This window comes from Kiloniella laminariae DSM 19542 (genome assembly GCF_000374005.1).
In the GTDB taxonomy this organism is placed as follows: domain Bacteria; phylum Pseudomonadota; class Alphaproteobacteria; order Kiloniellales; family Kiloniellaceae; genus Kiloniella; species Kiloniella laminariae.
The window spans coordinates 48,115-74,969 of record NZ_KB893146.1; the positions used below are offsets into that span (position 1 = coordinate 48,115).

Sequence of the window (26,855 nt, forward strand, 5' to 3'; positions counted from 1 at the left end):
TTCTCTCTTCCAGTAAAGGTTGCTCCCGTGTCAAACAGTTCAGAAAAGATCTTCGAAATTCGTCAGGCGAATGAAGAGGATGTCCAGATTTTCTGTGATTGGGCAGCCATGGAGGGCTGGAATCCTGGGTTGAGGGATATTCAGTGTTTTTACGGGGCTGATAAATCGGGCTTTTACATCGGCTGGCTCGGGACAGAGCCGATTGCCTGTATCTCGGCGGTCAAGTATGGCAAGAGCCATGGTTTTATCGGGTTCTACATCGTTCGTGAAGACCAGCGGGGAAAAGGATATGGTCTGAGGATCTGGAACCATGCCATGGCCTCCCTTGAGGGGCGAATTGTCGGGCTTGATGGTGTTGTGGACCAGCAGGATAATTATGCCAAATCAGGTTTTGTCCTGGCTTACCGGAATATCCGTTTCGAAGGTGTGGCACCGGAGCTGGCGCAAGCTGATAGAGCAGAGGGGAGTATCCCTGTTTCTGATGTCAGTGCCATAGCTCAACATCTGCTGGTTGAGTATGACGGATTACATTTTTTTACAGAGCGAAAGACTTTCCTTTCCTGCTGGCTAAAAGGAGAGGGACACGAAGGTCTTGCCGTGCTTGATCAGGGAAAGGTGGTCGGGTACGGGGTTATGCGCCCCTACGCTGACGGTTATAAACTCGGGCCACTCTTCGCTGAAAATGGGCAGATTGCAGAAGAGCTGTTCATGACATTTTGCCGCAAGGTTCCGGGCAGCAATATCATTCTTGATGTACCGGAAGAGAACGCCGCAGCGGTCGAGTTGGCCGAAAGATATCAGTTGAAGCAGAGTTTTGAAACGGCCCGGATGTACCGGAATGGTACGGTTGATTTACCCCTGACGCAGATCTTTGGTGTGACAAGCTTTGAGCTTGGGTAATGCAGCTTTTACTTGAAAATTAAATTGCTTGCCGATGGCTGCGACCTTGTGAAGCGGTGAAATAACTCGTTTTCCGGATGTGTCGCGCGTATCTATGGTTTCTCAAGAAGTGGGGAACAAGGTTCTGCATCAAGCAGTAACCAGACAAGATAATCGGAAAGCCTATCAGCTATGCAGAATACTACTGAAACTGACCAGCATTATCCCGAACTCTCAGCAATGAAAACGGGTCTGCGCGGAAAGTGTCCGCGTTGTGGAGAAGGCAAGATTTTTGACGGGTTTTTGACGATAGCCAAGGACTGCAAGGCCTGTGGTTTGAGCTATTCCTTTGCCGATCCTGCCGATGGTCCCGCTTTTTTCATCCAGATGCTTTTTTGTGTGCCGGTTGTGATTTTTGTTTTGTGGTTTGAGATGAAAATCGAACCGCCAATCTGGGCGCATATCCTGACTACGCTTCCGTTGCTGGTTCTGACCTGTGTGTTGCCTTTGCGGCCGCTTAAAGGCTGGCTGATTGCCAGTCAGTTTTTTTTCAAGGCAGAAGAAGGTCGCCTGGTGACCAGGGAAGACTGATCAGCCTTCCAGTTCCCGGTTTAGAATCAGGGACGTCCGAAGTTCCTCCACTACCGGGTTGTTTGATATTCTGTTCCGGACTTCGTTCAGGGCTTCTGGACTTCCGGCCCGGACTTCAATCAGAAGGTCCGGGTCACCAGCGAGAGAATAACAGCGCAGGACTTCAGGGAAACTTGCGATCTCCTCTATCAGCGCGATCGCGGGCGTTCGTTTGAGGCGGACAAAAAGGAAAGCGCCAAATCCTGAAGTGGCCGCACTTTTGAGCTCAACCCTGTAACCCGTGATGACACTGTCACTTTCCAGCTTTTGCAAACGGTGACGTACAGTAGAGCGTGCCAGATTTGTTTGGGCAGAAATACCCTTGATTGTTTCCCGGGCATTCTTGCGCAAAACCTGCAGTATAGCCCGGTCAGTTTCGTCCAGTTCACGCATGGAATCCTGCCTATATGAAGATGAGGTGAGGGTATCAGGCAGCAACCAAAAAAACAATCAAAGGTGCATAATGGCGAAAGATATCGCCGGGATAACATACTACAGTAAAACCAGTAACTTGGTTCTCTCAGTTAGGTATTCCCATGGCACAAGACACACTCCACCTCTACAGTACAACGGAAGCCGAATTTCTGTTTCAGGAACTCTATGGACATGTCGGTCGGGCGACGGCCTTGCCGAGCGAGAGGGATCAGAATTTTCGACTGGTTGTTGAGGGCGGGGGTGCCTTTGTTCTGAAGCTCTATGCGCCTGAGACAGACAGGGTCTGGCTGGAAGCCCAGGATGCCCTGCTTCAGGAACTGGCACAAAGAGATGCAGACCTCCCTCTGCCGCGAGCTGTGCCCAATAAAAAGAACATGATAACTGACGAGGTTGTCGACCCGCAGGGCAAATCCCGGCCGATCCGTTTGCTGAGCTGGATGGAAGGAGATGTCTGGAGCAAGGTGGCACAGAAACAGGATCTGGATTACTCCCAGATTGGGCGGCTGATGGGACGGATGGACAAGGCGCTTAAATCTTTCAGTCATGAAGGAGCAAAGCGGACGTTTTTATGGGATATAGCCCAGGCGACAACCCATCGTGCCTTCCTTCATCTGATAGAGGATGAAAAGATCAGATCGATTGTGATGGCCATTGTGGACCGCTTTGAACAGAAAAATGCCTGGGCTCTTAATAAGCTGCCATCCCAGGTCATCCATAATGATGCCAATGATTATAACATCCTGGTGGACAGCCAGGGGCAGATCAGTGGCTTGATCGATTTTGGCGATTTTATCGAAAGTTACCGGGTTTGTGACCTCGCTGTTGCCTGTGCATATGCCATGCTGGGGCAAAGAGATCCGGTTGGACGGGCTTGTGAGGTCGTGGCTGGCTATCATGCGACCAATCCCCTGACAGCCGCAGAAATCGCGCTGGTTTATGATCTTGCCCAGGTCAGGCTTGCTGAATCAACCTGTATGGCGGCCCAGCAATATGCCGCCAATCCGGAAAATGACTATCTTCTGATCAGCCAGAAAGATGTGCGGGAGCTTTTGCTCCGGATGGAAAAAATCAATCGGGATGTGGTTCATTATCGCTTTAGGGATGTCTGTGGTCTGGAAGCCTGTCCGGGATCGCGCAAGCTGGTTCAATGGCTTTCGGCCAATGCGGACCGGATCGGGCCGATTTGTGATCCGGTGCTTTCTGCGGACAACGTTCTTGTTCTGGATCTCTCGACCTTGTCTGTTGATGAAGAAGGTATCACCCTTGATGCGGAGGCGGCCACCAGTCTGATCTTCTCGATAATGGACGACGCCGGAGCCGAAGTGGGCATTGGCAACTATCTGGAGGACCGCAATGTCTACAAGGGTGACTTTTTTGAAACAGTTGATCCGGAAGAACGCCGGACGGTCCACTTGGGAATTGATCTGTTCTTGCCAGCCTATGCGCCGCTTTATGCTCCGCTTGATGGCAAGGTCCGGGTGCATAACGACAACACCCGGGACTATGACTATGGTCCGGTGTTAATCCTTGAGCATGAGATGGACGAAGGGCAGGTTTTCTATACCAAGTATGGCCATCTGAGCCGTACATCTCTTGCTCTCTGGGAGGATGGCAAGGCGTTCAAAAAGGGCGAACTGATCGGGTATGTCGGCCCCTATCCGGAAAATGGGAACTGGGCACCGCATGTGCACTTTCAATTGCTGCTTGATCTGATGGGGATGGAAAATGATGTCTGCGGGGTGGCTGCACGCAGCGAACGCAATGTCTGGGCATCTGTCTGCCCAAGCCCGAACCTGATCCTGGGGATGCAGATCAAATGCGAGGGGACCACAGTCCGCTCGGCAAAGGATATTCGCTCTGAACGGGCGCGCCATCTTGGACCAAATCTGAGTCTTTCCTATAGTGCTCCCTTGAAGATTGTCAGGGGAGAGGCGCAGTATCTTTATAGCGAGAGCGGAGATAGCTATCTCGATATGGTCAACAATGTCTGTCATGTCGGGCATTGTCATCCACGGGTGGTCAAGGCCGCGACAGAGCAGCTGCCTGTGCTCAATACCAATACCCGCTATTTGCATGATAATATTGTCAACTATGCGCGAGAGCTGCTTTCGACTTTTCCGGAGCCTCTGGAAGTCTGTTTCTTTGTCAATTCAGGCAGCGAGGCCAATGATCTCGCCCTGCGACTGGCGCAGAACTATACCGGTTGCCGGGAAATGCTGGTGGTTGATCATGCCTATCATGGCAACCTGACGTCCCTTATTGATCTGAGCCCCTACAAGTTTAATCGCAAGGGCGGCAGGGGCCGGCCTGAACATGTGCGTGTCTGCCCGATGCCGGATGGCTATCGTGGTCCGGTTAAAGCGGATGACCCGGCGTGTGGGAGCAAATATGCCGACCTGGCGATCCAGGAACTTCGGGCTTTGGAACAGGCTGGAGGAAAACCCTGTGCCTTTATCGCGGAATCGCTGCTGGGCTGTGGCGGGCAGATCGTTTTGCCGCAAGGATATCTGCCGAAGGTTTATGACGCGGTACGGGCTTCGGGGGGACTCTGTATTGCTGATGAAGTCCAGGTCGGCTTTGGCCGTATTGGCGAGCATATGTGGGGCTTTGAACAGCAGGGGGTGGTGCCGGATATTGTGACCCTTGGCAAACCGATTGCCAATGGTCATCCCATGGGGGCTGTGGTGACAACCCGGGCAGTTGCCGATGCTTTTATGACTGGAATGGAGTACTTCAATACCTTTGGCGGTAATCCGGTATCCTGTGCCATTGGTCTTGAGGTCCTGCAGGTCGTCCGTGACGAGCGCCTCCAGAACAACGCCCGCCTGGTCGGGGCCCGGATGATGCAAGGGCTCAAGAGTATGGTCGCAGATCATCCGCTTATTGGCGAGGTCAGAGGGATGGGTCTGTTTATCGGGGTGGAACTGGTCAGAGATCACGCCACGCTGGAGCCTGCAACGCCTGAAGCTGGTAAGGTTGTCAACCTGATGAAAGAGCGTGGAATTTTGCTTTCGACAGATGGACCTCTGGATAACGTTGTGAAAATCAAGCCTCCGATTTGTTTCTCTGCTGAAGATGCAGAACGGTTCCTACGGGAGTTTGATGACTGCCTGGCACTGGTGGAGCAGGAAGAGATTAAGTAACAACCAACACATCAGGTTTGTCGGTAGCCAGTATCGAGGATGTTTGCTATAAGTGAGCGATCAATCACTTTAGGCGAATTCTATGCGTGACGGCTCGGTGACTCGTAAGAAAATCAATCAGGCGGCGCTTGAACTTTTCGCCCGCAAGGGGGTTGCCGAAACAACAACCCGGGATATTGCCGGAGGGGCTAGTATTGCCGAGGGGACAATTTATCGGCATTACAAAAGCAAAGACGAGCTGGTGCAATCGCTGTTTCTGTCGCTCTATCGCGAACAAGGAGACCTGCTGGCTGCGCGGATCAGAAACGAAACAGGGATCAAAGAGCAAATTGCTGTGATGATTAACCTGTTCTGTCACCTGTTCGACGAGAACCGGCCGCTTTTCACCTTTTTGCTGTTAACCCAGCATGGTCAGCTTGAAAGTGTCTCCGATGAAATGGTGACGCCTGTGAGTGTTCTTCGCGAAGCCATTTCCCGCGCACAGGCAGCAGGGCAGATCCGGCAAGCAGATCCGGATCTGCTTGCCGCGATGGTGCTTGGTGTGGTTGTCCAGCCTGCCGTTTTTAGTGTGTATGGTCGCTTGAAACAGTCATACCAGGATTTTAACGCAGAGCTGGTCCAGGCGGCCTGGGGGGTTTTAGGGCTGACCTAGCTGGTGGATGCTGACAGAACGGGGACAGGTTTTCTTTTGGTGAAGATAATCACATTGCCAACCAGAGCAAGCGCGACCCCAAGCAGAGCAAAAGGCGTCCAGACATAACCTTCATAAATCGTGGAGAGGGACAGGGCAACAATGGGGAAAAGTACGGTGCAATAGGCCGCTTTTTCTGCCCCGACCCGGCCAACCAGATTGAGGTACAGGGCAAAGCCGATGACTGTACCCGGTACGGCAAGGTATAGCAGGGCACCGAGATAGCGGGCTGTTATTTCCAGCTCGAAACTATAGCCTTGCAGCAGGCACCAGATACCCAGTGTGACACTGCCATAAACCAGCGCATAGGAGTTGGCAGTCAGCACATTGCGGCCCTGTTTTTGCTGATGCTGGGAAACCATGTTTCCAAGCGAAAAGCAGTAGGTCCCACAAAGAGCAAGAAGCAGACCTTTTATATTGTCCCCGGTTATATTGTCTCCGGTCCAGTCCCCGCTGCCCAGATCATCCCAGAACAAGGCACAGACACCCGCGATGCCCAGAGCTGCCCCAATCAGTGAGCGCAGAGCAGGTATCTGTCGATGAAAGAGCAGGCCATTGATCATATTGAAGATGGTTGCCATGGAGAAGACAACCGCAATAAGCCCGCTGGTGGTATAAACAGTGGCATTATAGAAAAAGAGAAAATTCACACAAAAGAGCAACAAGCCTTGCAGGATAAACCATCTGTGTTGGCGAAAGGGAACCCAGGTCAATTTTCCCAGGGCCGACATCAGGACAATCTGTGCCAGTGCAGCGAGGGTGAAGCGATAGAAGGCCGAGACTTCGACGGCAACATCACCGATCTGAAAGGCAATAGCCAGCCAGGTGGTGCCCCAGATCAGAACGGTGCCGAGATAGAGGAGACTAGTCATGGAAACAGGATCCATTAAAATACTGTATGTTTGTGTCCTGATCGTAACGGCTGTCAGTTTTCGGGGCTATCAGGTTCTTGCGGCCTTTTTCACAATCTTGCGGTTATTATTTTATTTGCCCTCTTGTCGAGCTTCTCATTTAAAGGACGGCAGGTTAAATTGCAGTATGAAGTGCAAAGGCCTTCAAAAGATTATCCGGGTGAGTGGTTGATGCGGCCAGAAGAACTGTATGTTTATAAAGCCCTTGTTGAAGTGGGCGCGAAATCCGGCCGTTCGGCTGACCTCGGCGAAGGCCTGTCTTTATCTACCTGGCGCAACCAGAAGGGCTTTGCCGTCTACGAACGGGCGGACCATCACAGCATGAGCTTTTATCTGGAAGGTGGGAAAGATACGCGCCGCCATTTGGGAGAGCGTTGTATCGGTTCAGGGCATCCCGGGGCAGTTTGTATTATGCCTGCGGGGGTACGGTCGGAATGGAGTATTGATGCATCATTCCGTTTCATGCATCTATACTTTGATTGTGGCTGGTTTGATCGGACGCTTGCCGAGAGCTGTGATGTCGATCCTTCGGGGATAGAACTACGGGACGTTTCTTTTCGCAGTGATCCGGTGATTGAGCAGATCTGTCGAAAGATCATCTATCCGCTGGATTGGCAAAGTGCTGCAGATCAGATGGCCCTGTCTCAGGCAGGGCAGCTGCTGGCGCAGCACCTTCTCAGGCACTATACCAACAGATCACTGGAACCTGGGCTTTGCCGCGGCGGACTTTCTCCCTATGCCTTGCGTCGGGTCAAAGAATACGTGGAGACCTCGCTGGATCAGGGAGTAACCGTTTCAGAATTGGCACGGGTCTCTGATCTTAGTCCTTTTCACTTTACGCGGATGTTTCGTGTTTCTGAAGGGATCAGTCCGCATCAGTATGTGTTGCAGCGGCGTATCGAAAAAGCCAAATATCTGCTGGGCGATAACAAGGGTTCGCTTTCCGAGATTGCACAGGATTGCGGTTTTAGCAGCCAGAGTCATATGGCCACTCGTTTCCGCCGGGCCACAGGTCTAACGCCCCAAAACTTCCGCCGCTTATCTTGAACTCTTTACATGCTTGCGTGGTGTGCGCATTTATTTTTCAGACGAGCTGATATAAAAGGGACGACTGTATTGACGGGCGAGAGCTTGCCGTGTGAATAGCAGGAGCATTTTATAGAATCATTTGGGGAGAGTATTGCTCTATGGCATCACAGTCAGTGTTACCACAAAAAACGCAGGTTCTGGCTTTGGTCGGAAGTCTTCGGGAACAATCTTACAACAGGGCTTTGTTGCGCGAAGCCATCACGGTTGCCCCTGATGGCATCGAAATTGTGGTTTTTGACCGTCTGGCTGAATTGCCGCTTTTCAACGAAGATCTCGAAGCCGTGCAAACACCCGAAACTGCGCAAGCACTGAAACAGGCCATCATGGCGGCGGATGCGTTGTTGATCGTGACGCCGGAATATAATTCTGGTCTTCCTGCCGTGCTGAAAAACGGGATTGACTGGGCGTCGCGCGGGACACCGTCCGTTTTTGCCAATCTGGCTGTTGGCATTATGGGCACCAGCCCGGGAGCTTTTGGAACTGCCCGGGTACAGGCGCAGTTAAAACAAAGCCTTGGTGGTTTGGGGGCCTACCCTCTGGCAGCGCCTGACTTTGTCTTGCCCCTAGCAAAAAGCAAGTTTGATGATGAATTAAAAATCTCGGATGAAGCCACGCGGTCGCGAATGAACAAGTACCTTGAACGTCTCCGGGAGTTGGCCTGTTGTCTGGCAGCGATACGGCAACGCTGATAAACGTTGACCTTTCCATACTGTAGAGCAGCCAAAGGGCGCTGATATCAGCGCCCTTTGGTTTGTCACAATGCAGTGAGGGAGAGAGTGTTATTCTGAACCACGCATCTCGGTTTCAATATTAAGGGTCACAACATCGGAAGTCAGCGGAGCAAAGCCGCCTACACCAAAATCACTACGCAGGATGGAGCCTTGTGCCGAGAAAGCCACATAGGGCGCGCCAGCATAAGCGGGAACGAAAGCCGCTAGCGGGTGATCACCATGATGGGTCAGTGTTGCTTGCAGAGTAACGGGTTTGGTTGTCTCTTTGATGGTCAGGTCGCCTGTGACAGCATAGATGTTTTTGCCGGTCTGGACGATCTTGGTGCTTGTGAAAGTAATTTCTGGAAACTTTGCAGCATCAAAGAAATCGCCACCGCTGAGATGCGCGTCAAGTTCCTCAACGTTTGTATCAATGCTTGCTGATTTGATGACAACGTCAATTTTGCTGTTTTCCGGCTTTTCAAAATCAATTGATACTGTGCCGTCGTAGTCATCAAAAGTGCCTGACTGAGTGGACATGCCAACGTGATTATAAGCGAAATTGATTTCGGTATGACCTTTGTCAAAGCTGAACGTTTCAGCTGCCTGAACTGATGCAACTGAGGCCACAAGAGCGGTTCCGAAGGCAGCAGCGGTCAGTTTTTTAGAAATATTGAGCATTTAGGGCTCCCCTGTATGTGGCTGTTTCAAATAGATGAAATTTTGGCGAGAGTTGTTGCGTTTACTGCTGTTTACTTAGGTATGGAGGGGGTGTTCCGTCAATGACACTCCTGGGAAACAGTCTGTGCATGGGGAAACAACAATTTCGTGACCTGGCGGCTGTTCCTTACTGGAAAGAACAGCAGGGCGGTGATAAACCTTACGATGTTGCGTATCTGTTGCGTACCTGTTTTTGAAACCAACTGTTGGGGATAAGGCGTGTCTTTTGAAAGTTATTGCCAGACTGTCGCTCGGAATTTTGAAGCCCTTGGGGCGCTGGAAGATGTGCTGGCACAGGCTGCAGATATCTGGGTTGAAGCCCTGAGAAATGGCAATAAGGTCATCTTTTGTGGCAATGGAGGATCGGCTGCTGATTCCCAGCATCTCGCAGCCGAGCTGGTTGGTCGCTATATTCTGGAGCGGGAATCCCTGCCTTCAATCGCCCTGACTGTCGACAGCTCAGCCCTGACAGCTATCGCCAATGATTATGGATATGAACAGGTTTTTGCCCGGCAGCTGAGCGGTTTGGGAAAAGCAGGGGATGTTTTTGTCGGCATCACAACCAGTGGCAACAGCGGGAATATTCTGGCAGCTGTTAAAGTCGCGCGGAAGATGGGCATCAAGGTGATGGGCTTCACCGGCAAGAGCGGCGGTCAGCTGGCAGAGGCATGTGATCTCTGTATCAAGGTGCCTTCTGATAAGACAAACCATATCCAGGAAATGCATATCGCCGTTGGGCATTATCTCTGTGGCGTTACTGAAAATCGTCTTGGCAGCCTGAACTAGACTAAATCCCCGGCAAAGGCGCCTGCTCTATTTGAGAAGCGGGAGTTCAAGAGCTGCTCGCAGGTCATTGCCAGTTTTGATTTGATAGGCCTGGGTGCCTGCCTGTAAGGCAGCACCCCTTTCGCCCGGACGTTTACCATGCCCGGTGAGGACGTGAAGCCCGCCAGCAAGCCCGGCTTTTTTCCCTGCGAGAATATCGCTATCCCGGTCGCCGACGATCCAGGAGCGCTGCAGATCCAGGTTCAGCTGTTCCTGGGCGCGGGTCAACATCCCGGGGTTGGGCTTTCTTGCCTCGTGGTCGTCTGCATGGCTCCAGATCGTTTCGCCTTTCTGGTGAAAAGGGCAGGCGTAGACAGCATCAACTGTAGCACCCAGTGCTTCCAGTTCCCTGTGCAGCTTGTTCTGTACGACTTCAAATTCCTGCCAGCCAAAATATCCATAGGCGATACCAGCCTGGTTGGTCACGATAACAACCGGAATTTTCAATCTGTTGGCTTTCGCGATGACTTCGGCTGCTCCGGCGACCAGAACCAGATCTTCGGCTTTGTGCAGATAGTTGACCTCTTCAACGATCACGCCGTCGCGATCAAGAAACAGGGCGGGTCTTGGTTCTGATGAGTTGGGAGCGCGCAGTTCTTCCCAGATTCCACTGGAACTGACAAAGGGGAAATCGGGTGTGGTAAAATTTTGGGGCATTGGTCTGCATTGCTGGGTAAGGGAGCTGTCGATCTTGTCAGTCTTTATAGCGCTCTCTTTGACGAGAGGACAGTTTCTTCTCTGATCCCTCTAAGCTGTGAGACAACATTATTAACATAGTTATTGTGTGTTAATAAAATAAAGATGGTGAATAATTTACTCAATTTCCGATTTGTTTGTGTGTGTTGTTATTATCTGTTTGTTTTTATTGATATTGCGTGCCTCCCTTATAATACATAAAAAATTTGTTATATAAAAATATTTTGCTTTTATTCTTGTGTAATTCACGTTACATACTATTTTCAACTTGTGGCGGGGGAGATCCGGTTCGATCCAGCCCAAAATTGGTAAAAAAATGTGAGCCTGCACAGACGTCTGCGACCAAGATTACTGTCGAGGATGTGGATGCTGAGCGGCTGAAGATGTACTTTTATGACCTGCTGACAGACTGGCAGGGTTCGGAGATTTCGGTGAGTGATCCCTATCTGACGCATTTAAAACAGCTGGAAGCCGAGAGCATCCATATCATCCGGGAAGTTGCCGCGGAGTTCCGCAATCCGGTGATGCTTTATTCCATCGGCAAGGACTCTGCTGTCATGCTGCATCTGGCACGCAAGGCTTTCTATCCTTCGAAGCCACCTTTCCCGCTGTTGCATGTGGACACAACCTGGAAGTTCCGCGAGATGATTGCATTTCGGGACAAGATCGCCAGTGAATATGGCTTTGACCTGATCGTGCATACTAACGAGGAGGGCCGCAGCAAGGGGATGAGCCCCTTCGAGCATGGTTCGGCGCTCTATACCGATGTGATGAAAACCGAAGCTCTCAAGCAGGCCTTGAACAAATACAAGTTCGATGCGGCCTTTGGTGGTGCCCGTCGTGACGAAGAAAAGTCACGGGCAAAAGAGCGGGTTTTCTCTTTCCGGTCAGAAAGCCATCGCTGGGACCCCAAAAACCAGCGCCCGGAACTGTGGAACATCTATAATGCAAGAGTAAAGCCCGGTGAAAGCATCCGGGCCTTCCCGATCTCGAACTGGACCGAGCTGGATATCTGGCAGTATATCTATCGCGAAAACATTCCGATTGTGCCGCTATATTATTCTGCTGAACGCCCGGTGGTCGAGCGTGACGGTGCCCTGATCATGGTCGATGATGAGCGTATGCCACTCAAACCGGGTGAAACGCCCTCCTTGCGATCTGTCCGTTTCCGGACACTTGGGTGTTATCCGCTGACCGGTGCGGTTGAGTCCACGGCAGCGACCTTGCCTGATATTATTCAGGAAATGCTTCTTACAACAACCTCCGAGCGACAGGGTCGCGTGATTGATCACGACCAGGCCGGGTCCATGGAAAAGAAAAAGCAGGAGGGCTACTTCTGATGGCCCATAAAGACAAACTTATCTCTGAAGATATTCTCGCCTATCTTAAGGTACAGGAAGATAAAAGCCTGCTGCGTTTTATTACCTGCGGGTCCGTCGATGATGGAAAGTCCACCCTGATCGGGAGATTGCTGTTTGATTCAAAATTGATTTTTGAAGATCAGCTTTCAGCCCTGGAAAGTGACAGCAAAAAAGTCGGAACGACCGGTGATGATATAGATCTGGCCTTACTGGTTGACGGCCTTCAGGCCGAACGCGAGCAGGGGATCACGATTGATGTGGCCTATCGGTTTTTCTCGACCGACAAGCGCAAGTTTATCGTCGCCGATACACCGGGGCATGAGCAGTATACCCGCAATATGGCCACCGGAGCTTCCGGGGCCGAGTTGGCGCTGATCCTGGTCGATGCCCGTAAAGGTGTCCTGACCCAGACCCGTCGGCATAGCTATATTGTATCGCTTCTGGGCATCAAGAACGTGGTGCTGGTGGTCAACAAGATGGATCTGGTTGACTATTCCCAGGCCCGTTATGACGAGGTGGTGAAAGACTATCTCGCTTTTGCCGAGAAGCTGAATATTCCAAATATCATTTCAACGCCAATTTCCGCGCTCAAAGGTGAAAATGTCACCGGGCGCAGCGCATTGATGGAGTGGTATCAGGGGCCGACCCTACTGGAGCATCTGGAAACGGTTGATGTTATTTCCGATCTGACACAAACCCCCTTCCGGATGCCGGTTCAGTGGGTCAACCGGCCAAATCTTGATTTCCGCGGGTTTAGTGGAACGCTGGCTTCTGGTCGAGTGAGACCTGGTGACAAGCTGGCAGTCTCTCCCTCTGGTAAAACCTCGACAGTTGAGCGGATCGTTACCTTTGATGGCGACCTGGAAGAAGCCATTGCCGGACAGGCCGTCACCATCACCCTGACTGACGAGATTGATATCAGTCGTGGCGATGTGCTGTCAAAAGCAGATGAAATGCCGGGGCTGAGTGATCAGCTGCGGGCGCATATTCTCTGGATGCAGGAAGATGCCATGTTGCCAGGACGGTCCTATCTGCTCAAAACAGCGGCGACCACTGTTCCTGTGGTGATTTCCGACCTGCATCACAAAGTGAATGTAAACACGCTTGAAGAGCAGGCCGGGAAAAAACTGGAATTGAATGAAGTCGGGGTCTGTAATCTGGCGCTTGATCGTGCGATTCCCTTTGATGCCTACAAGGACAACCGGGAAACAGGTTCCTTTATCCTGATCGACCGCTACAGCAATGCAACAGTCGGTGCCGGGATGATCGATTTTGGCCTGCGCCGGGCAAGTAATATTGTCTGGCAGGAGCTGGACATCAATAAAGACAAGCGGGCCGAACAAAAAGGGCAAAAACCTTGTGTGCTCTGGTTTACCGGTCTGTCCGGCGCCGGAAAATCCACGGTTGCCAACCTTGTCGAGAAGAAGCTTTTTGCTGAAGGTCGGCATACCTACACTCTTGATGGTGATAACGTCCGCCACGGCCTGAACAAGGATCTGGGCTTTACCGATGCTGACCGGGTGGAAAACATCCGTCGCGTGTCGGAAACAGCCAGGCTTTTTGTTGATGCAGGTCTGCTGGTTCTGGTCTCGTTCATCTCCCCGTTCCGCAGTGAGCGACGTATGGCGCGTGAGCTGATGGGGGAACAGGAGTTTATCGAGGTCTTTGTTGATACGCCGCTTGAGGTCTGTGAAGAACGCGACCCCAAGGGGCTGTATAAAAAAGCACGGGCAGGCAATATCAAGAACTTTACCGGGATTGATTCGGCCTATGAGGCTCCTGAAAATGCCGAGATCGTGCTGGCTGGTGGAAGCGCCGAGCCGGAAATTCTGGCGGACCAGGTGATTGCTGCCTTGAAAGAGAAGGGCTTTATCTAGCGTCTTTCTGGAGATAAGCAGAGGACACCTGTATCCAGGGTATGTTGCAAAAGGCTGTTGTTCCCTTATCGGGGCTTCGGCCTTTTGTCGTTTATATAGGGGGGAGCCCCGCCAGAAAGGCAGGTAGTGGAGAGTGTATTTTAACACTACCTTAGCCAGTAGTATGCTTTACTGAAGTTCAGGGAGATCATTCCGGGAATTTTAACCATCTTCGCTTGAAAGTGAGTTATAAGTGAGCAGGTTAATCATGATCTATAAAATATAGAAATTTGATGAGACCTGATATTCCCTGATCGTTATTGTTATTTGGGTGGGGCGATGGATACAGAGCAGGACCTAGACTTCAAGCCAACCTACGACTGGTGTGTCCGGGCCTTTTCTCTTATGAAGCGTCGCTTGGGAATCAACATCAAGCTTCATGACGAGAACGGTGACTTCCCGGGCGGGGATATCTATCTCTTTAATCACTTTGCCCGTTTCGAAACGATCATCCCGCAGTACCTTATCCATGAAGCCACTGGCGGCTATTGTCGCTGTGTTGCCTCGGGAGAGTTGTTCGAAGGCAACGAGAACTTTGCCAAGTTTCTCTATGGTGTTGGTGCTGTTCCCCACAATCATCCCCGGTTGTTGCCGTTTCTGGCGGCGGAGATTATGCGGGGGCACAAGGTTATCATCTTTCCCGAAGGGGGAATGATCAAGGACAAGCAGGTCGTTGGTCCGGGGGGAGAATTGAGTATCTTCTCGCCGACGGCACAAAAACGACGGAAACATCACACCGGAGCAGCTATCCTGGCCCTGACGGTTGAGCTATTCAAACAGCGGGTTCTTTCTGTCTTTGAAAAGGGCGAACACGATAGGCTGGAGCGTTGGGCCCGGGCGCTGAATATCAAATCTACTGAGGCCTTGCTTGCGGTGGCGGGCAAACCGACCGAGATTATTCCGGCAAATATCACCTTCTACCCTATCCGTGCCAGTGACAATATTCTCAGCAGAAGTGCTGAGTTTCTCAGCAAAGGCAACCATCCCCGGATGGTAGAGGAGGTCCTGATCGAGGCGAATATCCTGCTCAAGGATTGCGACATGGATATTCGTGTCAGCCGCCCGCTTGAGGTTCAACAGGTCTGGCGCTGGTGGGAAAAGATTATGCTGTCCCGCCTTTTCAGCCAGATCAATTCTCTCGATGATTTCTTTTCTCTCAATGCCACGGCGGATACCCTGAATGAGCGCATGTTCAAGATGTGCACTTCGCGCGGGACCAACCGCCTCAGGGACTATTATATGGAGGCTATCTATGCCGGGGTTACGGTAAACCTGCATCACCTTGCCTCGGCCCTGATCCGGGAGTTGGTACAAAAAGGGCAATTACGGGTCGGGAAAAAACTGTTTCATCAGGCGCTCTATCTCAGCATTAAACGATGCCAGAAAGATGACGAAGTCCATCTGCACCGCAGCCTGACCAAGCCTGAGAACTACTGGAATCTCTGGGATGGTGACAGCTGTCCGGTACTGGACAAGTTTTTTGCATCGGAAGGCTGTGTCGAGCATCTGACTTTTGAAGGTGAGGACTATGGATTTTCGGCTTCGGTTATGGACACGCGCAGTTTTAACCGGGTGCGGCTTGAAAACCTTATTCTGGTCTATGCCAACGAGGTTACGCCGATTGACCATGCGATAACGCATGTGAAAGAGGCTCTTGACGACGCTGAAACAGTATCCCTTGAACGAATGGCGTTACTGCTTTTTGATGATGAACTGCTTTCGCTGGATTGTGACCGCAAGACCTTTTCCAAGGAGCAATATCGGGAGACCAATGCAAAAGAGACCGCGTTTGCGAAACCGGAACCCTTTCTGATTATACCAGATAAACCCAAGAAAATCGGGGTGCTTCTGGTTCATGGACTTCTGGCGTCCCCGGCAGAAATGGATGATTTTGGCAAGGAACTGGCAGAAAAGCGCTTTCCGGTTATGGGCTTGCGCCTCAAAGGACATGGAACATCCCCCTGGGATCTCCGGGATCGGCACTGGCAGGATTGGTCGGCGTCGGTGAGCCGGGGTCGGGAAATCCTTTCAAGCTTTGTCGATGAGATTGTGATTGTCGGCTTTGCGACCGGGGGATCTCTGTCTCTCTACGAAGCCGCGACCCATCCTCAAAATGTTGCCGGAGTTGTGGCGATTTCAGTGCCCTGGAAATTCAAGACCCGTAACCTTGTCCTTGCCCACCTGGCCCAGGGGTTTGAACGTTTGGCCAGCTGGGTGCCGAAGCTGGAGGAAAAAGCGATTTTCCGTTCCCATCCGGCGGAACATCCCAACGTGAATTATCAGAATGTGCCCGTACGCACCGCTTATGAGCTGCATCAACTCCGCCAGCAGCTTTTGACACGTCTTCCAGATGTCGACTGCCCGGTCCGGCTATTACAAGGGACGGATGACCCCATCGTCGATGCGCGAGGAATCAACAGCGTGTTTGAGCTGATCGGGGCAACGGCGAAGGAGTTAAAGATGGTACCGTCCAAACGGCACGGTATTCTTTATGAAAATATCGGTGGATGTCGTGCAGAGATTGTCTCGTTCCTCACTGAACTTGAAGCTGTAAGGAACGAAGGCCTTTCAAAGGATGAGGGGGAGAGTTTGGGGGGGGCTCTTCTGAGCCGTCTGAAAAAAGAAAGTGAGGCCGTCTGATGGGACTTTCCTCGCATATGGGGCGTATACCCTTGAGCGCTGTGGCGCGAAAAGATCCGGTGCGGCCTGGCAACAAATCCCTGTATGAAAATCTGGAACAGGTTGCCCTGGTTTTTGGCCAAAATTCCTGCGTCGAATTTCTCGGGCGAGACTACAGCTATCGGGAAATTCTGGATCAGGTGCACAGGGTCGCAGCAGGGTTGCAACGCCAGGGCGTGAGAAAGGGAGACAGGGTTGTTCTGTTCCTGCCAAACTCCCCCTATTTTGTCGTTTGTTATTACGCAATTCTGAAAATCGGAGCCGTGGTCGTCAACAGTAATCCGCTTTATGCGGAAAGCGAACTGGAGCATCAGCTGAAGGATAGCGGGGCAGAGATCCTGATCACGATTGACATCAAGGAGCTGTGCCAGAAAGCAATCAAGCAGCTGGAGCGGACAGCGCTGCGTAAAGTGGTTATCTGTCGTCTGTCCCAGGCGATGCCAACACTAAAAGGGGCACTTTTTTCGCTTTTGCAGTTCCACAAGATATCTCATCCGACAGGACCGGAAGTTCTGGAGTTCGAAGATCTGTCTAACAGCCTTGAGGGCGCTTATCCGGTGGATGTCAGTCCTTCGGATCTTGCCGTCTTGCAATATACGGGCGGTACGACAGGAGCGCCAAAAGGAGCAGCATTGTCCCACGCCAATGTGATGGCAAATACCGAGCAGGTGACGGCCTGGTTTTCCAATGCAGTACCCGGCGAAGAACGCATATTGGGGGTGCTGCCGCTGTTTCATGTCTTTGCCATGACGACGGTCCTGAATATGGGGATTTCTCTCGGGGCACAGATTATCCTGTTGCCACGCTTTCAGCTGGGGCAGATGCTCAAAACCATTGATCGGCTGAAACCGACTTTGATGATGGGAGTGCCAACCCTTTATAACGCGGTGAACAATAGCCCGGTGGTTGATCAGTATGATCTCTCCTCGATCAAATACTGTATTTCTGGCGGTGCGCCTCTGCCGCTGGACTGCAAGCATCGTTTTGAAGAGCTGACGGGCTGTGTGTTGGTTGAAGGGTACGGGTTGAGCGAAGCATCCCCTGTCTGTGCCTGCAATCCGGTTGCCGGACAAAACAAGGAAGGTTCCATTGGCCTGCCGATGCCGGGAACCTTGCTTGAAATTCGCTCCCCGGAAGCCCCCTTTGAGGTCTTGCCCAAAGGGGAGAAGGGCGAGCTTTGTATCACTGGCCCCCAGGTCATGATCGAGTACTGGCACAATCCGGAAGCAACTGAAAAAACAATTTGTGAAGGCCGTCTGCGCAGTGGTGACATTGGGTATATGGACAAGGAAGGTTATGTCTTCCTGCTTGACCGCCTCAAGGACCTAATCCTCTGTAACGGCTATAATGTCTATCCCCGCAACATTGAAGAAGCAATCAATCGTCATCCTGCCGTCGCGGAAGTCACAGTGATCGGTGTCCCCGACAAGGAACATGGCGAAATCCCCAAGGCTTTTGTCAAGCTGCATGCAGGACAACTGCTGAACGAAGCTGACCTGCAGGAGTTTTTGCAAAAATATCTTTCTGTCATTGAGCGCCCCCGGATTATCGAATTTCGCAAGGAGCTGCCAAAAACCATGATTGGCAAGCTGTCCAAAAAAGAGCTCCGGCAGGAGGAACAGGACTTAGCCGAAGGAATGGGTGACAGAAAGAACACAGCGAAGGGGAATGATGATGGACCTTCATGAGTTCTGCTTCTCCTTAAGAATAACACGAATAACGGGCCCATCCGGTGTCCGCTCCGATTTGAGCCGTAAATAAGCCAAGGAAACCCAAATGGTAGATATTGTATTGGCAGGATATGCCCGTTCTCCCTTCCACTTCGCCAACAAGGGCGCGCTGGCACGGGTGCGGCCAGATGATCTGGTTGCACAGGTGATCAGGGGGCTGGTTCATAAAACCGGGGTTGCCGGGAAGGATATCGAGGCCATTTTCATGGGCTGTGCTTTTCCGGAAGGAGAGCAGGGGTTGAATATCGCCCGGTTGGCTGTGTTCCTGGCTGATTTACCCCAATCGGTCGGCGGGGCAACGGTCAATCATTTCTGTGGTTCTTCAATGCAGGCAATTCATATGGCCGCCGGGGCCATCGCCATGGGAGCGGGGCAAGCCTATATCTGTGCCGGGATTGAATCCATGACCCGGGTGCCGATGATGGGATATAACCCGCTGCTCAATCCTGCTTTGGCCAAGAGTTTCCCGCCGGCATTTATCTCGATGGGAGAAACAGCAGAGAACGTTGCTGATAAATACGGAATGAGCCGGGTTGACCAGGATGCTTTCTCTCTCCAAAGTCATAAAAAAGCAGCCAAAGCCCAGTCGGAAGGACGGTTTAAAGAAGAGATTATTGCCATTACCGGCCCTGATGGCGCTGTGGTTGAACGGGATGGCTGTATCCGTGCCGAGAGTACACTTGAGGGATTAGGGTCGCTTTCTCCTGCCTTTCGTGAAGGCGGTTGTGTGACAGCGGGAAGTTCGTCTCCGCTGACGGATGGCGCTTCGGTGGTTCTGGTCTGTACTGCTGACTATGCCAAAGAGAATTCTTTACCTGTTCTGGCAAAAATTCGCAGCATAGCTGTGGCGGGTTGTGCGCCTGAAATTATGGGTATTGGTCCGGTAGCTGCGACAAAAAAGGCTGTTGAGCGTGCGGGTATTTCAATCAAGGATCTGGATGTTATTGAATTGAATGAAGCTTTTGCCAGTCAGGCGCTGGCCTGTATGTCTGACCTCAATCTGGACCCGGCAAAGATCAATATTGATGGGGGGGCGATTGCTCTAGGGCATCCTCTGGGGGCAACAGGTGCCCGCATCACCGGAAAAGCGGCCCAGTTGCTCAAACGCGAAGGGGGCAGGTTTGCTCTTGCAACCCAGTGTATTGGCGGTGGTCAGGGGATCGCGACTGTGCTGGAGGCCGCGGAATGAGCAAAATTGAAAAAGTTGCGGTTATCGGTGCCGGAGTGATGGGCGCAGGAATCGCTGCTCAGGTGGCCAATGCCGGGGTCGAAGTCCTTTTGCTTGATCGACCGGGTGAGGGCGAAGACAGAAGCTCAATCGCCCGCGATGGTGTTGCACGTCTGCTCAAAACCGATCCGGCTCCGCTGATGCACAAACGCAAGGCGAAGCTGATTACCCCTGGAAATACCGAGGATGATGTCGACAAGCTGGCCGAGTGTGACTGGATTATCGAAGCGATTATTGAAGATATCGGGATCAAGCAAAAGCTTTATAACCACCTTGAAAAACATCGCAAGGCGGGTTCTGTGGTGTCGTCCAATACCTCGACCCTGCGCCGTAGTGATTTGATCGAAGGAATGTCAGAAAATTTTTGCCGGGATTTTCTGATTACCCATTTCTTTAATCCGCCGCGGTATATGCGTCTGCTCGAGCTGGTGGGCGGTAAGGAAACGCCTGAGGGCTTGCTCGATAAAGTAAGTGCTTTTTGTGATCATGCCCTGGGCAAAGGCGTGGTGGTCTGCAAGGATACACCGGGGTTTATCGGTAACCGGATCGGTATTTTCTGGCTGCAATGCGCTGTGGTCGAGGCAATGGATCGCGGCATTACCATCGAGGTCGCCGATGCGGTGATCGGACGCCCTTTTGGTATTCCCAAGACCGGAGTGTTTGCTCTGCTCGACATGGTCGGGCTTGATCTGATGCCGCATGTGCTCGGGTCTATGGCCAGGCACTTGCCGCCAGAAGATGAGTTCCACAAGATTTACCGTGAGCCGGAACTGATCAAAAAAATGATCGGGGAAGGTTATACCGGACGGAAGGGCAAGGGCGGATTTTACCGTCTGAGGCCTGATAGTCCGGACAAGGTAAAAGAGGCAATCAACCTGACCACAGGTGAATATAGCGAAGCTTCAAGACCGCGGGTCGGTGCCGTCAAAAAAGCCGGAACAAAGAACCCTCGAAAGGTGTTGCAGGATACCAGTGATGCAGGCTGTTATGCCTGGGCAGTAATGTCTCGTACACTGGCTTATGCCGCCTCGCTCGTACCGGAAGTGACAGAAGATATAGCGGCCATAGATGAGGCCATGAAGGCGGGCTATAACTGGAAGTATGGTCCCTTTGAGCTGATGGACCAGATCGGGACGGCCTGGTTTGCACATAATCTTGCCGTAGACGGGCAGGCTGTTCCTCCTGTTCTCAAGGCGGCTGAAGAGCACGGGTTTTACCGGGTTCGGTATGGCACAAGGGAACTGCTTTCTGCGCAGAAGGGCTATCGCAAGCTCCTGCCGCGTCCGGGTGTTCTGAAGCTGGAGGATATCAAGGCCCGCGGCGGTCCAATCGACAGCAACCCTTCTGCATCGCTCTGGGATCTCGGTGACGGGGTTATGGGGCTTGAGTTTCACAGCAAGATGAACTCGCTCAATCTCTGGAGCCTGAGCATGATGCAACGGGCGATCCCCCAGATTATTGCCAGCGATTATAAAGCCCTTGTTGTCTACAATGATGGTTCAAATTTTTCCGTTGGGGCGAATATCGGCCTTTTAATGGTTGCGGCCAAGCTGAGGGCTTTCCCCTTTATCGATTATATGGTGCGCAAGGGACAGGAGACCTATCAGGCGCTGAAGTTTGCCCCTTTCCCCGTGGTGTCTGCCCCGTCAGGAATGGCCTTAGGGGGAGCCTGTGAACTGCTGCTGCACAGTGATGCGGTACAGGCTCATGCCGAAACTTATACCGGATTGGTCGAGGTTGGGGTCGGAATTATTCCGGGCTGGGGCGGTTGCAAGGAAGTTCTTTGTCGCTGGGCCACCTCAAAAGACGGGCCACAGGGGCCAATGCCTCCGGTTGCCCAGGCTTTCGAGCAGATCGGTCTGGCCAAAGTTGCCAAGTCAGCTGAAGAAGCACGGGAGATGAAAATCCTGCGCAAGACGGATGGCATTACCATGAATCGGGAGCGGGTCCTTGCCGATGCCAAGGAGAAGGCACTGGAGCTTGCCGAAGGTTATGTGGCGCCGGAACCGCTCGAGATTGTGCTTCCCGGGCCAAGCGGGCGGGTGGCCCTGGATCTGGCTGTATCGGGCTTTCGTCAGTCAGGCAAGGCGACCCCGCATGATGTGGTGGTCTCAGCAGCCCTGGCTGAGGTGCTGAGCGGGGGTGACACAGACATGACGGCAACAGTGAGTGAGGCAAGATTACTGGAGCTGGAGCGCAAGGCTTTTCATGAGCTTTGCCGACACCCGGATACAATCCGGCGGGTCAATCATATGTTGAAAACGGGAAAACCCCTCAGAAATTGACAGGTATAGCCACCGAATATGACCGATGGCATAACCAAAAAGTTTCAGGGAAAGTGGGAGTAAGGCAATGACGATGGTAATGGCAATTCTGATTGCTGTTCTGGTTCTGGCAATCCTGTTGTATCTCGGGCGGGGGTATTGGGCCTGGGTCGGGGCGCTTCTGGTTCTTATTGCGGGGGGACACTTTAGTGGAGCATCGCCCGTGTTAACCGGATTGGCGCTTATTCTGACAGGATCGCTTTCTCTGGTTTTTGGTATGCACAGTTTAAGGCGTGGTCTTTTAACCAAAGCTTTGATGAAAATTGTTCGGCGTAATCTGCCAGTGATCAGTGAAACCGAACAGACGGCACTGGATGCCGGAACTGTCTGGTGGGATGCCGAGCTGTTCACCGGGCGGCCAGACTGGAAAAGGTTGAGCGAGTTTAATGTTACCGGGCTGACGGCAGAGGAACAGGCGTTTCTGGATGGGCCAGTAGAGGAAATTTGTCGCAAAACCAACGACTGGCAGGTCGCCCAGGATCGCGACCTCTCGCCGGAACTGTGGCAGGAACTGAAAGACCAGAAGTTCTTTGGTATGATTATTCCCAAAGAATACGGCGGTCTTGGTTTCTCTGCCCAGGCGCATTCTGCCGTGGTTCTGAAGCTTTCCTCCCGCAGCCTGCCGCTTTCTGTCATTGTCATGGTGCCAAACTCTCTCGGTCCTGCCGAGCTGTTGCTGCACTATGGAACCGATCAGCAAAAAAAATATTATCTTCCCCGCCTGGCACGCGGCGAGGAAATGCCCTGTTTTGCCCTGACGGAGCCCAAAGCAGGCAGTGATGCAGCGTCGATCCAGAGTAATGGTGTACTGTGTAAAGAAAAATTTGAAGGCAAGGAAGTCCTTGGTATCCGGCTGAACTGGCGCAAACGCTATATCACCCTGGCTCCTGTTGCCACGGTTGTTGGTCTGGCTTTCCAGCTGCACGATCCTGATGGACTGCTTGGGGATGAAAAGAACCTTGGTATCACCTGTGCCCTAATCCCGCGCGAGACCAAAGGTATGGTGATTGGCAAGCGCCATGATCCCATGGGCGTACCGTTCCCCAACGGCCCTATTGAAGGCAAGGATGTGTTTATCCCGCTGGACTGGGTCATCGGGGGTGAAAAAGGCGTGGGGCAGGGCTGGCGCATGCTGATGGAATCCCTTGCTGCCGGCCGGTCGGTTTCCCTGCCGTCGCTGTCGCTCGGGGCGGCACAGCTCTCTACCCGGGTCAGTGGGGCCTATGCCACCGTGCGCCGCCAGTTCGGGACCCCTATTGGCAAGTTTGAAGGTGTAGCAGAACGCCTCGCCCGGATCGGGGGGCTGACTTACGGTATGGATGCGGCCCGCCGCCTGACCTGTGCTGCGGTCGATGCGGGAGAACGCCCCTCTGTCTTGTCAGGTATTGCCAAGGCCTATCTGACCGAAAACATGCGGACGATTTTTCTGGATGCCATGGATATTCTCGGGGGTGCCGCCATCTGCCGGGGGCCGCGAAATCTTTTGAGTCGAGCCTATGATGGCATTCCCATTGCGATCACGGTTGAAGGGGCCAACATCCTGACCCGTTCCATGATTATCTTCGGGCAGGGGTCAATCCGGGGGCATCCTTTTGTGCCGCAGGAACTGCAATCTGTGGCAAAGAACGATCTCAACGCCTTTGATGAAGCCTTTTGGGGACATATCAATTTCACGGCGAGCAACGCAGTCCGGGCAGGCCTTGATGGTCTGACAGACGGGCGTTTTATCAAAGTCACTGGCCCTACGGCATCGCGACGGCATAAACAACGGCTGACGCGCTATTGCTCGGCTTTTGTTCTTCTGGCGGATGTTTCGATGCTGGTGCTCGGCAGCAGCCTGAAACGGCGAGAAACACTCAGTGGCCGACTGGCCGATGCGTTGTCCTGGCTTTATCTGGCAACCGCTGCGATCAAACGCTTTGAGGATGAAGGGGCCCAGGACGACGACCGGATCTATCTTGACTGGTTCTGTGCCTATGCGTTTCAACAGATTGAACAGGCGTTGATTACCATAACCCACAATTATCCGGTCAAGTATCTGGGGACAATGTTGCGTTTGCGAGCCTTTTTCCTTGGGCGTACGGCGCATGGACCAAAAGATGCCCAGAATCTGGAACTATCCCGCCGGGTTATGGGAGAAAAAGGTGGGCGTGATCGCCTGGCAGCTGATCTGGCTGTATCCAAGGACAGTGATGAAGCTTTGGGCGCTCTGGAGCAGGCCTATGCCAAAGTGCTTGAAGTTGCGGTTCTTGATGATCGCATTCGTGAAGCCCGCAAAGCTGGCAAGTTGAAGGGCATTCCAAGGGAAGAGCTTCATGAAGCTGCCGCCAAAGAGGGCATCATCACCGCAGAAGAGTTCAAGGAGTTACAGGTTGCAGAGGCCTTGGCCGACGCAGTGATCGAAGTTGATTCCTTTACCCCGGCTGCCTATAAAAAACTGAAGGGCTGACTTTTCCGAAAACAGTGTTTCTGTGACGTCTTCCCGGTCTGCTGACAACCGTCTCTGTTATCAGGCTTGGAAGGCTTGTCACGGAAAGCGGAATACTCTATCGGATTGGGTAATCCCAGGGCTCTTTCTTATCCAGCATTGAGGTTTCCATGTCGCTGTTTTCTGCGCGGCCCTTTACAGTGTCTCTGCCTTCTGATCCCGATGTTGTTGTCATCGGTGCCGGGATTGCAGGCATGGCTGCGGCAAAGGCTTTGCAGGAAAAAGGTGTTTCTGTTCTGGTGCTGGAGGCACGTAACCGCATCGGTGGCCGGGCCTATACGGAAAGCACCACCTTTGGCGTTGCTTATGATCATGGTTGCACCTGGTTGCATTCAGCCGATGTTAACCCGCTCACACCTCTGGTCACGGAGGATGCAGGTTTTGGTATCTTTGATTATGGGGCAGGGGACGAGTACTTCTATTGCGAAGGGGCTCCGGTAACAGGTGCTGATCTCGCCGCACTTGAACAGGCCGAAGACGCGCTGTTTGATGATCTGAATGCCTATGATGTTGCCGGGCAGGGTGATATTTCAATCCACGATCTCAGGCCGCCGAAAAACAGTTGGGATGGCCTGGCCCAGCTGCGTAAAGGTGAGTTTGAGGCAGGGGTCGAAAGTGAAAAGCTGTCGGTTGCTGATTATCAGACCCAGCATGAGAGCGGAACAGAGTGGATGGTCCCCGGGGGTATGGCCACGGCGGTTTTTGCAGCGCTTGGACCGACGCCGATCAAACTGAATATCCGGGTTGAGAAAATTGACTGGAGCGGGGCGGGGGTCCGGCTGAGAACGGACCAGGGTGATTTCCGTTGCAAGGCCGTGATCATAACTGTGCCTACAGAGATCATCGCCGATGAAACCTTGCAGTTTGAACCACGTTTGCCCGACTGGAAAATGACCGCGTTTCAACAATTACCCATGGCGGTTCTGGATAAGGTAACGCTGCAGTTTACAGAAACTTTCAATCAGTTGCTGCCCGGTATGAATACTGCCAGCTGTTATATTCGGGACCACCTGCCTCCCGGGCTGAAAAAGGGTCCGAGAGCAGGATGGCGCAATCATGTTCTGCGACCTTATGGGCTTGCGATGGATACTGTCTTTGTCGGAGGGGATTTGGCACGGGATCTTACCGCTGACAAAGACGGAGAAGAGGCGGCCTGTGAAATGGCGCTGGAAACGCTGGCGGGTGTTTTTGGTTCTGATGTCAGGAAGATGTTTATCAAGGGGCACTTTACCCGCTGGTTGGCAGACCCGCTGGCACGAGGGGCTTATGCCTATTCCAATGTTGGACAGAACCATCAGCGAGAGGAAGCTCGGCGCCCCTTGGCGGATCGTCTGTTTTTTGCCGGGGAAGCACTGCACGGTCCCTGGGCGACTATGGCACCGGGCGCGTATCTGACAGGACTTCAGGCCGCGGAAGAAGCCAGAAAGATTCTTTGCTGACTAAGTAACCAAGGCAGATCAGTGAGGCGTTGAAACCCTTGGACTTGATTGCTGTCGGGGGATATGTTTCCGGTTAGCTCATCGCATTTTTGAAAGTTGCAGGACATGCTCTGGTTTGAGGAAAATATCCACCCGGAAATCCGTCAGGTTATTCGTATGGATCACCGGGTTTATGAAGGTAAAACCGATTTCCAGTCGGTTCAGATCTTTGATAATGATCTGCTGGGGCGGGTTATGGTAATCGACGGTGCAGTTCAGTTGACCGAGTTTGATGAACACATCTACAGCGAAAGCCTGACACATGTTGCTGTCATGTCTCACCCGACGGCAACTCGGGTGCTGATTATTGGCGGGGGCGATGGCACGATTTTACGCGAAGTGGTCAAGCACAAGGGGCTGGAAAAGGTCACGATGGTTGATCTGGACGGGGCTCTTGTCTCTCTTTGCCAAGAACATTTTTCCGCGATTCAGAATGGGGCCTATGACGATCCCCGGGTTGAGTTGATCATAGGGGACGGGGCGCGTTTTCTGCTTGAAACCGATCAGCTTTTTGATGTGATTATTATTGATTCGACCGATCCGGACGAAAACAGTGAAGGTCTCTTTACCGATGCCTTCTATGCATCCTGTAAAGACCGTCTCGCACCCGGTGGCATTCTGGTTGCACAGGCTGGCTGTCCGGCGTTTCAGGATTCCGTGGTGGTTCATATGCGCGAGCGTATGCAGTCAAAATTCAAATTTGGGGGCTTTTATTATGCAGCCGTCCCGACCTATATCGGTGGGTTGCACGCCTTTTCCTGGGCCAGTGATGAACATGATCTGTCACAGCTGGCAGAAGCCGGAGCTTTGGAGAAACGGGGCAAGCCAGAAACCAGATATTATTCTCTGCGCTCTCACAAAGCCGCGTTTTATCTGGAGCCCTGAGTCAAAAAGCTTGAGCCGGGAGTTTTCTCTATCATAT

At 52.4% G+C, this 26,855-nt stretch carries 21 protein-coding genes; 17 read left to right on the top strand and 4 right to left on the bottom strand.

Features of this window, described 5'->3' with window-relative positions; genetic code table 11:
* Window positions 1–27: 27 nt before the first annotated feature.
* Together B152_RS0110970 and B152_RS0110975 are read left to right on the top strand one after the other, a co-directional pair.
* Window positions 28–900: a GNAT family N-acetyltransferase gene (locus B152_RS0110970; protein ID WP_020592467.1), complete on the top strand. Its 873-nt coding sequence runs from the start codon at window positions 28–30 to the stop codon at window positions 898–900.
* A gap of 171 nt (window positions 901–1,071) precedes the next feature.
* A complete protein-coding gene (locus B152_RS0110975; protein ID WP_020592468.1) occupies window positions 1,072–1,470 on the top strand; it encodes a DUF983 domain-containing protein in 399 nt (132 codons plus the stop codon).
* On the opposite strand, the gene B152_RS0110980 is transcribed toward B152_RS0110975, so the two are convergent.
* Window positions 1,471–1,902 carry an Lrp/AsnC family transcriptional regulator gene (locus B152_RS0110980; RefSeq protein ID WP_020592469.1) on the bottom strand — a complete coding sequence of 144 codons (432 nt, stop codon included), beginning with the start codon at window positions 1,900–1,902 and terminating at the stop codon, window positions 1,471–1,473.
* 143 nt (window positions 1,903–2,045) lie between these two features.
* Here B152_RS0110980 and B152_RS0110985 point away from each other — a divergent pair, with 143 nt between their 5' ends.
* Window positions 2,046–5,087, top strand: coding sequence for an aminotransferase class III-fold pyridoxal phosphate-dependent enzyme (locus tag B152_RS0110985; RefSeq protein ID WP_020592470.1), 3,042 nt, complete (start codon window positions 2,046–2,048; stop codon window positions 5,085–5,087).
* An 82-nt stretch (window positions 5,088–5,169) separates the two neighbouring features.
* A complete protein-coding gene (locus B152_RS0110990; protein WP_020592471.1) occupies window positions 5,170–5,739 on the top strand; it encodes a TetR/AcrR family transcriptional regulator in 570 nt (189 codons plus the stop codon).
* Here B152_RS0110990 and B152_RS0110995 read toward each other — a convergent pair.
* Window positions 5,736–6,650: a DMT family transporter gene (locus tag B152_RS0110995; RefSeq protein WP_026261470.1), complete on the bottom strand. Its 915-nt coding sequence runs from the start codon at window positions 6,648–6,650 to the stop codon at window positions 5,736–5,738. The two genes, B152_RS0110990 and B152_RS0110995, sit on opposite strands and share 4 nt — an antisense overlap.
* 210 nt (window positions 6,651–6,860) lie before the next feature.
* Between B152_RS0110995 and B152_RS0111000 the strand changes: the two genes are divergently transcribed.
* Together B152_RS0111000 and B152_RS23375 are read left to right on the top strand one after the other, a co-directional pair.
* Window positions 6,861–7,736 (top strand): helix-turn-helix domain-containing protein, encoded by an 876-nt coding sequence (locus B152_RS0111000; protein ID WP_033406110.1) that lies wholly within the window; start codon window positions 6,861–6,863, stop codon window positions 7,734–7,736.
* Window positions 7,737–7,876: 140 nt separating this feature from the next.
* The gene (locus B152_RS23375; protein WP_020592474.1) at window positions 7,877–8,467 is read left to right on the top strand and encodes an NADPH-dependent FMN reductase; all 591 of its coding nucleotides are present in this window, start codon (window positions 7,877–7,879) and stop codon (window positions 8,465–8,467) included.
* A 90-nt stretch (window positions 8,468–8,557) separates the two neighbouring features.
* On the opposite strand, the gene B152_RS0111010 is transcribed toward B152_RS23375, so the two are convergent.
* The gene (locus B152_RS0111010; protein WP_020592475.1) at window positions 8,558–9,169 is read right to left on the bottom strand and encodes a YceI family protein; all 612 of its coding nucleotides are present in this window, start codon (window positions 9,167–9,169) and stop codon (window positions 8,558–8,560) included.
* A 101-nt stretch (window positions 9,170–9,270) separates the two neighbouring features.
* Between B152_RS0111010 and B152_RS26540 the strand changes: the two genes are divergently transcribed.
* Both B152_RS26540 and B152_RS0111020 read left to right on the top strand, forming a co-directional pair.
* A complete protein-coding gene (locus B152_RS26540) occupies window positions 9,271–9,405 on the top strand; it encodes a hypothetical protein (protein WP_020592476.1) in 135 nt (44 codons plus the stop codon).
* Between the two features lie 22 nt (window positions 9,406–9,427).
* On the top strand, window positions 9,428–9,994 hold the full coding sequence (locus tag B152_RS0111020; protein ID WP_020592477.1) for a D-sedoheptulose-7-phosphate isomerase: 567 nt from the start codon (window positions 9,428–9,430) through the stop codon (window positions 9,992–9,994).
* A gap of 27 nt (window positions 9,995–10,021) precedes the next feature.
* Here B152_RS0111020 and B152_RS0111025 read toward each other — a convergent pair whose 3' ends face one another.
* Window positions 10,022–10,690 (bottom strand): D-glycero-alpha-D-manno-heptose-1,7-bisphosphate 7-phosphatase, encoded by a 669-nt coding sequence (locus tag B152_RS0111025; protein WP_020592478.1) that lies wholly within the window; start codon window positions 10,688–10,690, stop codon window positions 10,022–10,024.
* 485 nt (window positions 10,691–11,175) lie between these two features.
* Between B152_RS0111025 and cysD the strand changes: the two genes are divergently transcribed.
* The 9 genes from cysD (at window position 11,176) to speE (ending at window position 26,818) form a co-directional block, all read left to right on the top strand.
* Window positions 11,176–12,069: a sulfate adenylyltransferase subunit CysD gene (cysD, locus tag B152_RS0111030; RefSeq protein ID WP_245549965.1), complete on the top strand. Its 894-nt coding sequence runs from the start codon at window positions 11,176–11,178 to the stop codon at window positions 12,067–12,069.
* Window positions 12,069–13,967 (top strand): sulfate adenylyltransferase subunit CysN, encoded by a 1,899-nt coding sequence (cysN, locus tag B152_RS0111035; protein WP_020592480.1) that lies wholly within the window; start codon window positions 12,069–12,071, stop codon window positions 13,965–13,967. Before cysD ends, cysN begins: the two co-directional genes overlap by 1 nt.
* Window positions 13,968–14,285: 318 nt before the next feature.
* Window positions 14,286–16,646 carry an alpha/beta fold hydrolase gene (locus tag B152_RS23380; RefSeq protein WP_020592481.1) on the top strand — a complete coding sequence of 787 codons (2,361 nt, stop codon included), beginning with the start codon at window positions 14,286–14,288 and terminating at the stop codon, window positions 16,644–16,646.
* Window positions 16,646–18,373: a long-chain-fatty-acid--CoA ligase gene (locus B152_RS0111045; RefSeq protein WP_020592482.1), complete on the top strand. Its 1,728-nt coding sequence runs from the start codon at window positions 16,646–16,648 to the stop codon at window positions 18,371–18,373. Before B152_RS23380 ends, B152_RS0111045 begins: the two co-directional genes overlap by 1 nt.
* 88 nt (window positions 18,374–18,461) lie before the next feature.
* Window positions 18,462–19,604 carry a thiolase family protein gene (locus tag B152_RS0111050; protein ID WP_020592483.1) on the top strand — a complete coding sequence of 381 codons (1,143 nt, stop codon included), beginning with the start codon at window positions 18,462–18,464 and terminating at the stop codon, window positions 19,602–19,604.
* Entirely contained in the window at window positions 19,601–21,928 is a 2,328-nt protein-coding gene (locus B152_RS0111055) for a 3-hydroxyacyl-CoA dehydrogenase/enoyl-CoA hydratase family protein (protein WP_020592484.1), read from the top strand. Before B152_RS0111050 ends, B152_RS0111055 begins: the two co-directional genes overlap by 4 nt.
* 67 nt (window positions 21,929–21,995) lie before the next feature.
* Window positions 21,996–24,416 carry an acyl-CoA dehydrogenase gene (locus tag B152_RS0111060; RefSeq protein WP_211212188.1) on the top strand — a complete coding sequence of 807 codons (2,421 nt, stop codon included), beginning with the start codon at window positions 21,996–21,998 and terminating at the stop codon, window positions 24,414–24,416.
* Between the two features lie 149 nt (window positions 24,417–24,565).
* Window positions 24,566–25,894 (top strand): flavin monoamine oxidase family protein, encoded by a 1,329-nt coding sequence (locus B152_RS0111065; protein ID WP_020592486.1) that lies wholly within the window; start codon window positions 24,566–24,568, stop codon window positions 25,892–25,894.
* Window positions 25,895–25,999: 105 nt separating this feature from the next.
* On the top strand, window positions 26,000–26,818 hold the full coding sequence (speE, locus tag B152_RS0111070) for a polyamine aminopropyltransferase (RefSeq protein WP_020592487.1): 819 nt from the start codon (window positions 26,000–26,002) through the stop codon (window positions 26,816–26,818).
* Window positions 26,819–26,855 lie beyond the last annotated feature (37 nt).

What these genes read in the sequence shown, in the direction of transcription:
- B152_RS0110975 (WP_020592468.1), top strand. Translation starts at nt 1,072, where the DNA reads ATGCAGAATACTACTGAAACTGACCAGCATTATCCCGAACTCTCAGCA.
- B152_RS0110980 (WP_020592469.1), bottom strand. Translation starts at nt 1,902, where the DNA reads ATGCGTGAACTGGACGAAACTGACCGGGCTATACTGCAGGTTTTGCGC.
- B152_RS0110985 (WP_020592470.1), top strand. Translation starts at nt 2,046, where the DNA reads ATGGCACAAGACACACTCCACCTCTACAGTACAACGGAAGCCGAATTT.
- B152_RS0110990 (WP_020592471.1), top strand. Translation starts at nt 5,170, where the DNA reads ATGCGTGACGGCTCGGTGACTCGTAAGAAAATCAATCAGGCGGCGCTT.
- B152_RS0110995 (WP_026261470.1), bottom strand. Translation starts at nt 6,650, where the DNA reads ATGACTAGTCTCCTCTATCTCGGCACCGTTCTGATCTGGGGCACCACC.
- B152_RS0111000 (WP_033406110.1), top strand. Translation starts at nt 6,861, where the DNA reads ATGCGGCCAGAAGAACTGTATGTTTATAAAGCCCTTGTTGAAGTGGGC.
- B152_RS23375 (WP_020592474.1), top strand. Translation starts at nt 7,877, where the DNA reads ATGGCATCACAGTCAGTGTTACCACAAAAAACGCAGGTTCTGGCTTTG.
- B152_RS0111010 (WP_020592475.1), bottom strand. Translation starts at nt 9,169, where the DNA reads ATGCTCAATATTTCTAAAAAACTGACCGCTGCTGCCTTCGGAACCGCT.
- B152_RS26540 (WP_020592476.1), top strand. Translation starts at nt 9,271, where the DNA reads ATGACACTCCTGGGAAACAGTCTGTGCATGGGGAAACAACAATTTCGT.
- B152_RS0111025 (WP_020592478.1), bottom strand. Translation starts at nt 10,690, where the DNA reads ATGCCCCAAAATTTTACCACACCCGATTTCCCCTTTGTCAGTTCCAGT.
- cysN (WP_020592480.1), top strand. Translation starts at nt 12,069, where the DNA reads ATGGCCCATAAAGACAAACTTATCTCTGAAGATATTCTCGCCTATCTT.
- B152_RS23380 (WP_020592481.1), top strand. Translation starts at nt 14,286, where the DNA reads ATGGATACAGAGCAGGACCTAGACTTCAAGCCAACCTACGACTGGTGT.
- B152_RS0111045 (WP_020592482.1), top strand. Translation starts at nt 16,646, where the DNA reads ATGGGACTTTCCTCGCATATGGGGCGTATACCCTTGAGCGCTGTGGCG.
- B152_RS0111050 (WP_020592483.1), top strand. Translation starts at nt 18,462, where the DNA reads ATGGTAGATATTGTATTGGCAGGATATGCCCGTTCTCCCTTCCACTTC.
- B152_RS0111055 (WP_020592484.1), top strand. Translation starts at nt 19,601, where the DNA reads ATGAGCAAAATTGAAAAAGTTGCGGTTATCGGTGCCGGAGTGATGGGC.
- B152_RS0111060 (WP_211212188.1), top strand. Translation starts at nt 21,996, where the DNA reads ATGACGATGGTAATGGCAATTCTGATTGCTGTTCTGGTTCTGGCAATC.
- B152_RS0111065 (WP_020592486.1), top strand. Translation starts at nt 24,566, where the DNA reads ATGTCGCTGTTTTCTGCGCGGCCCTTTACAGTGTCTCTGCCTTCTGAT.
- speE (WP_020592487.1), top strand. Translation starts at nt 26,000, where the DNA reads ATGCTCTGGTTTGAGGAAAATATCCACCCGGAAATCCGTCAGGTTATT.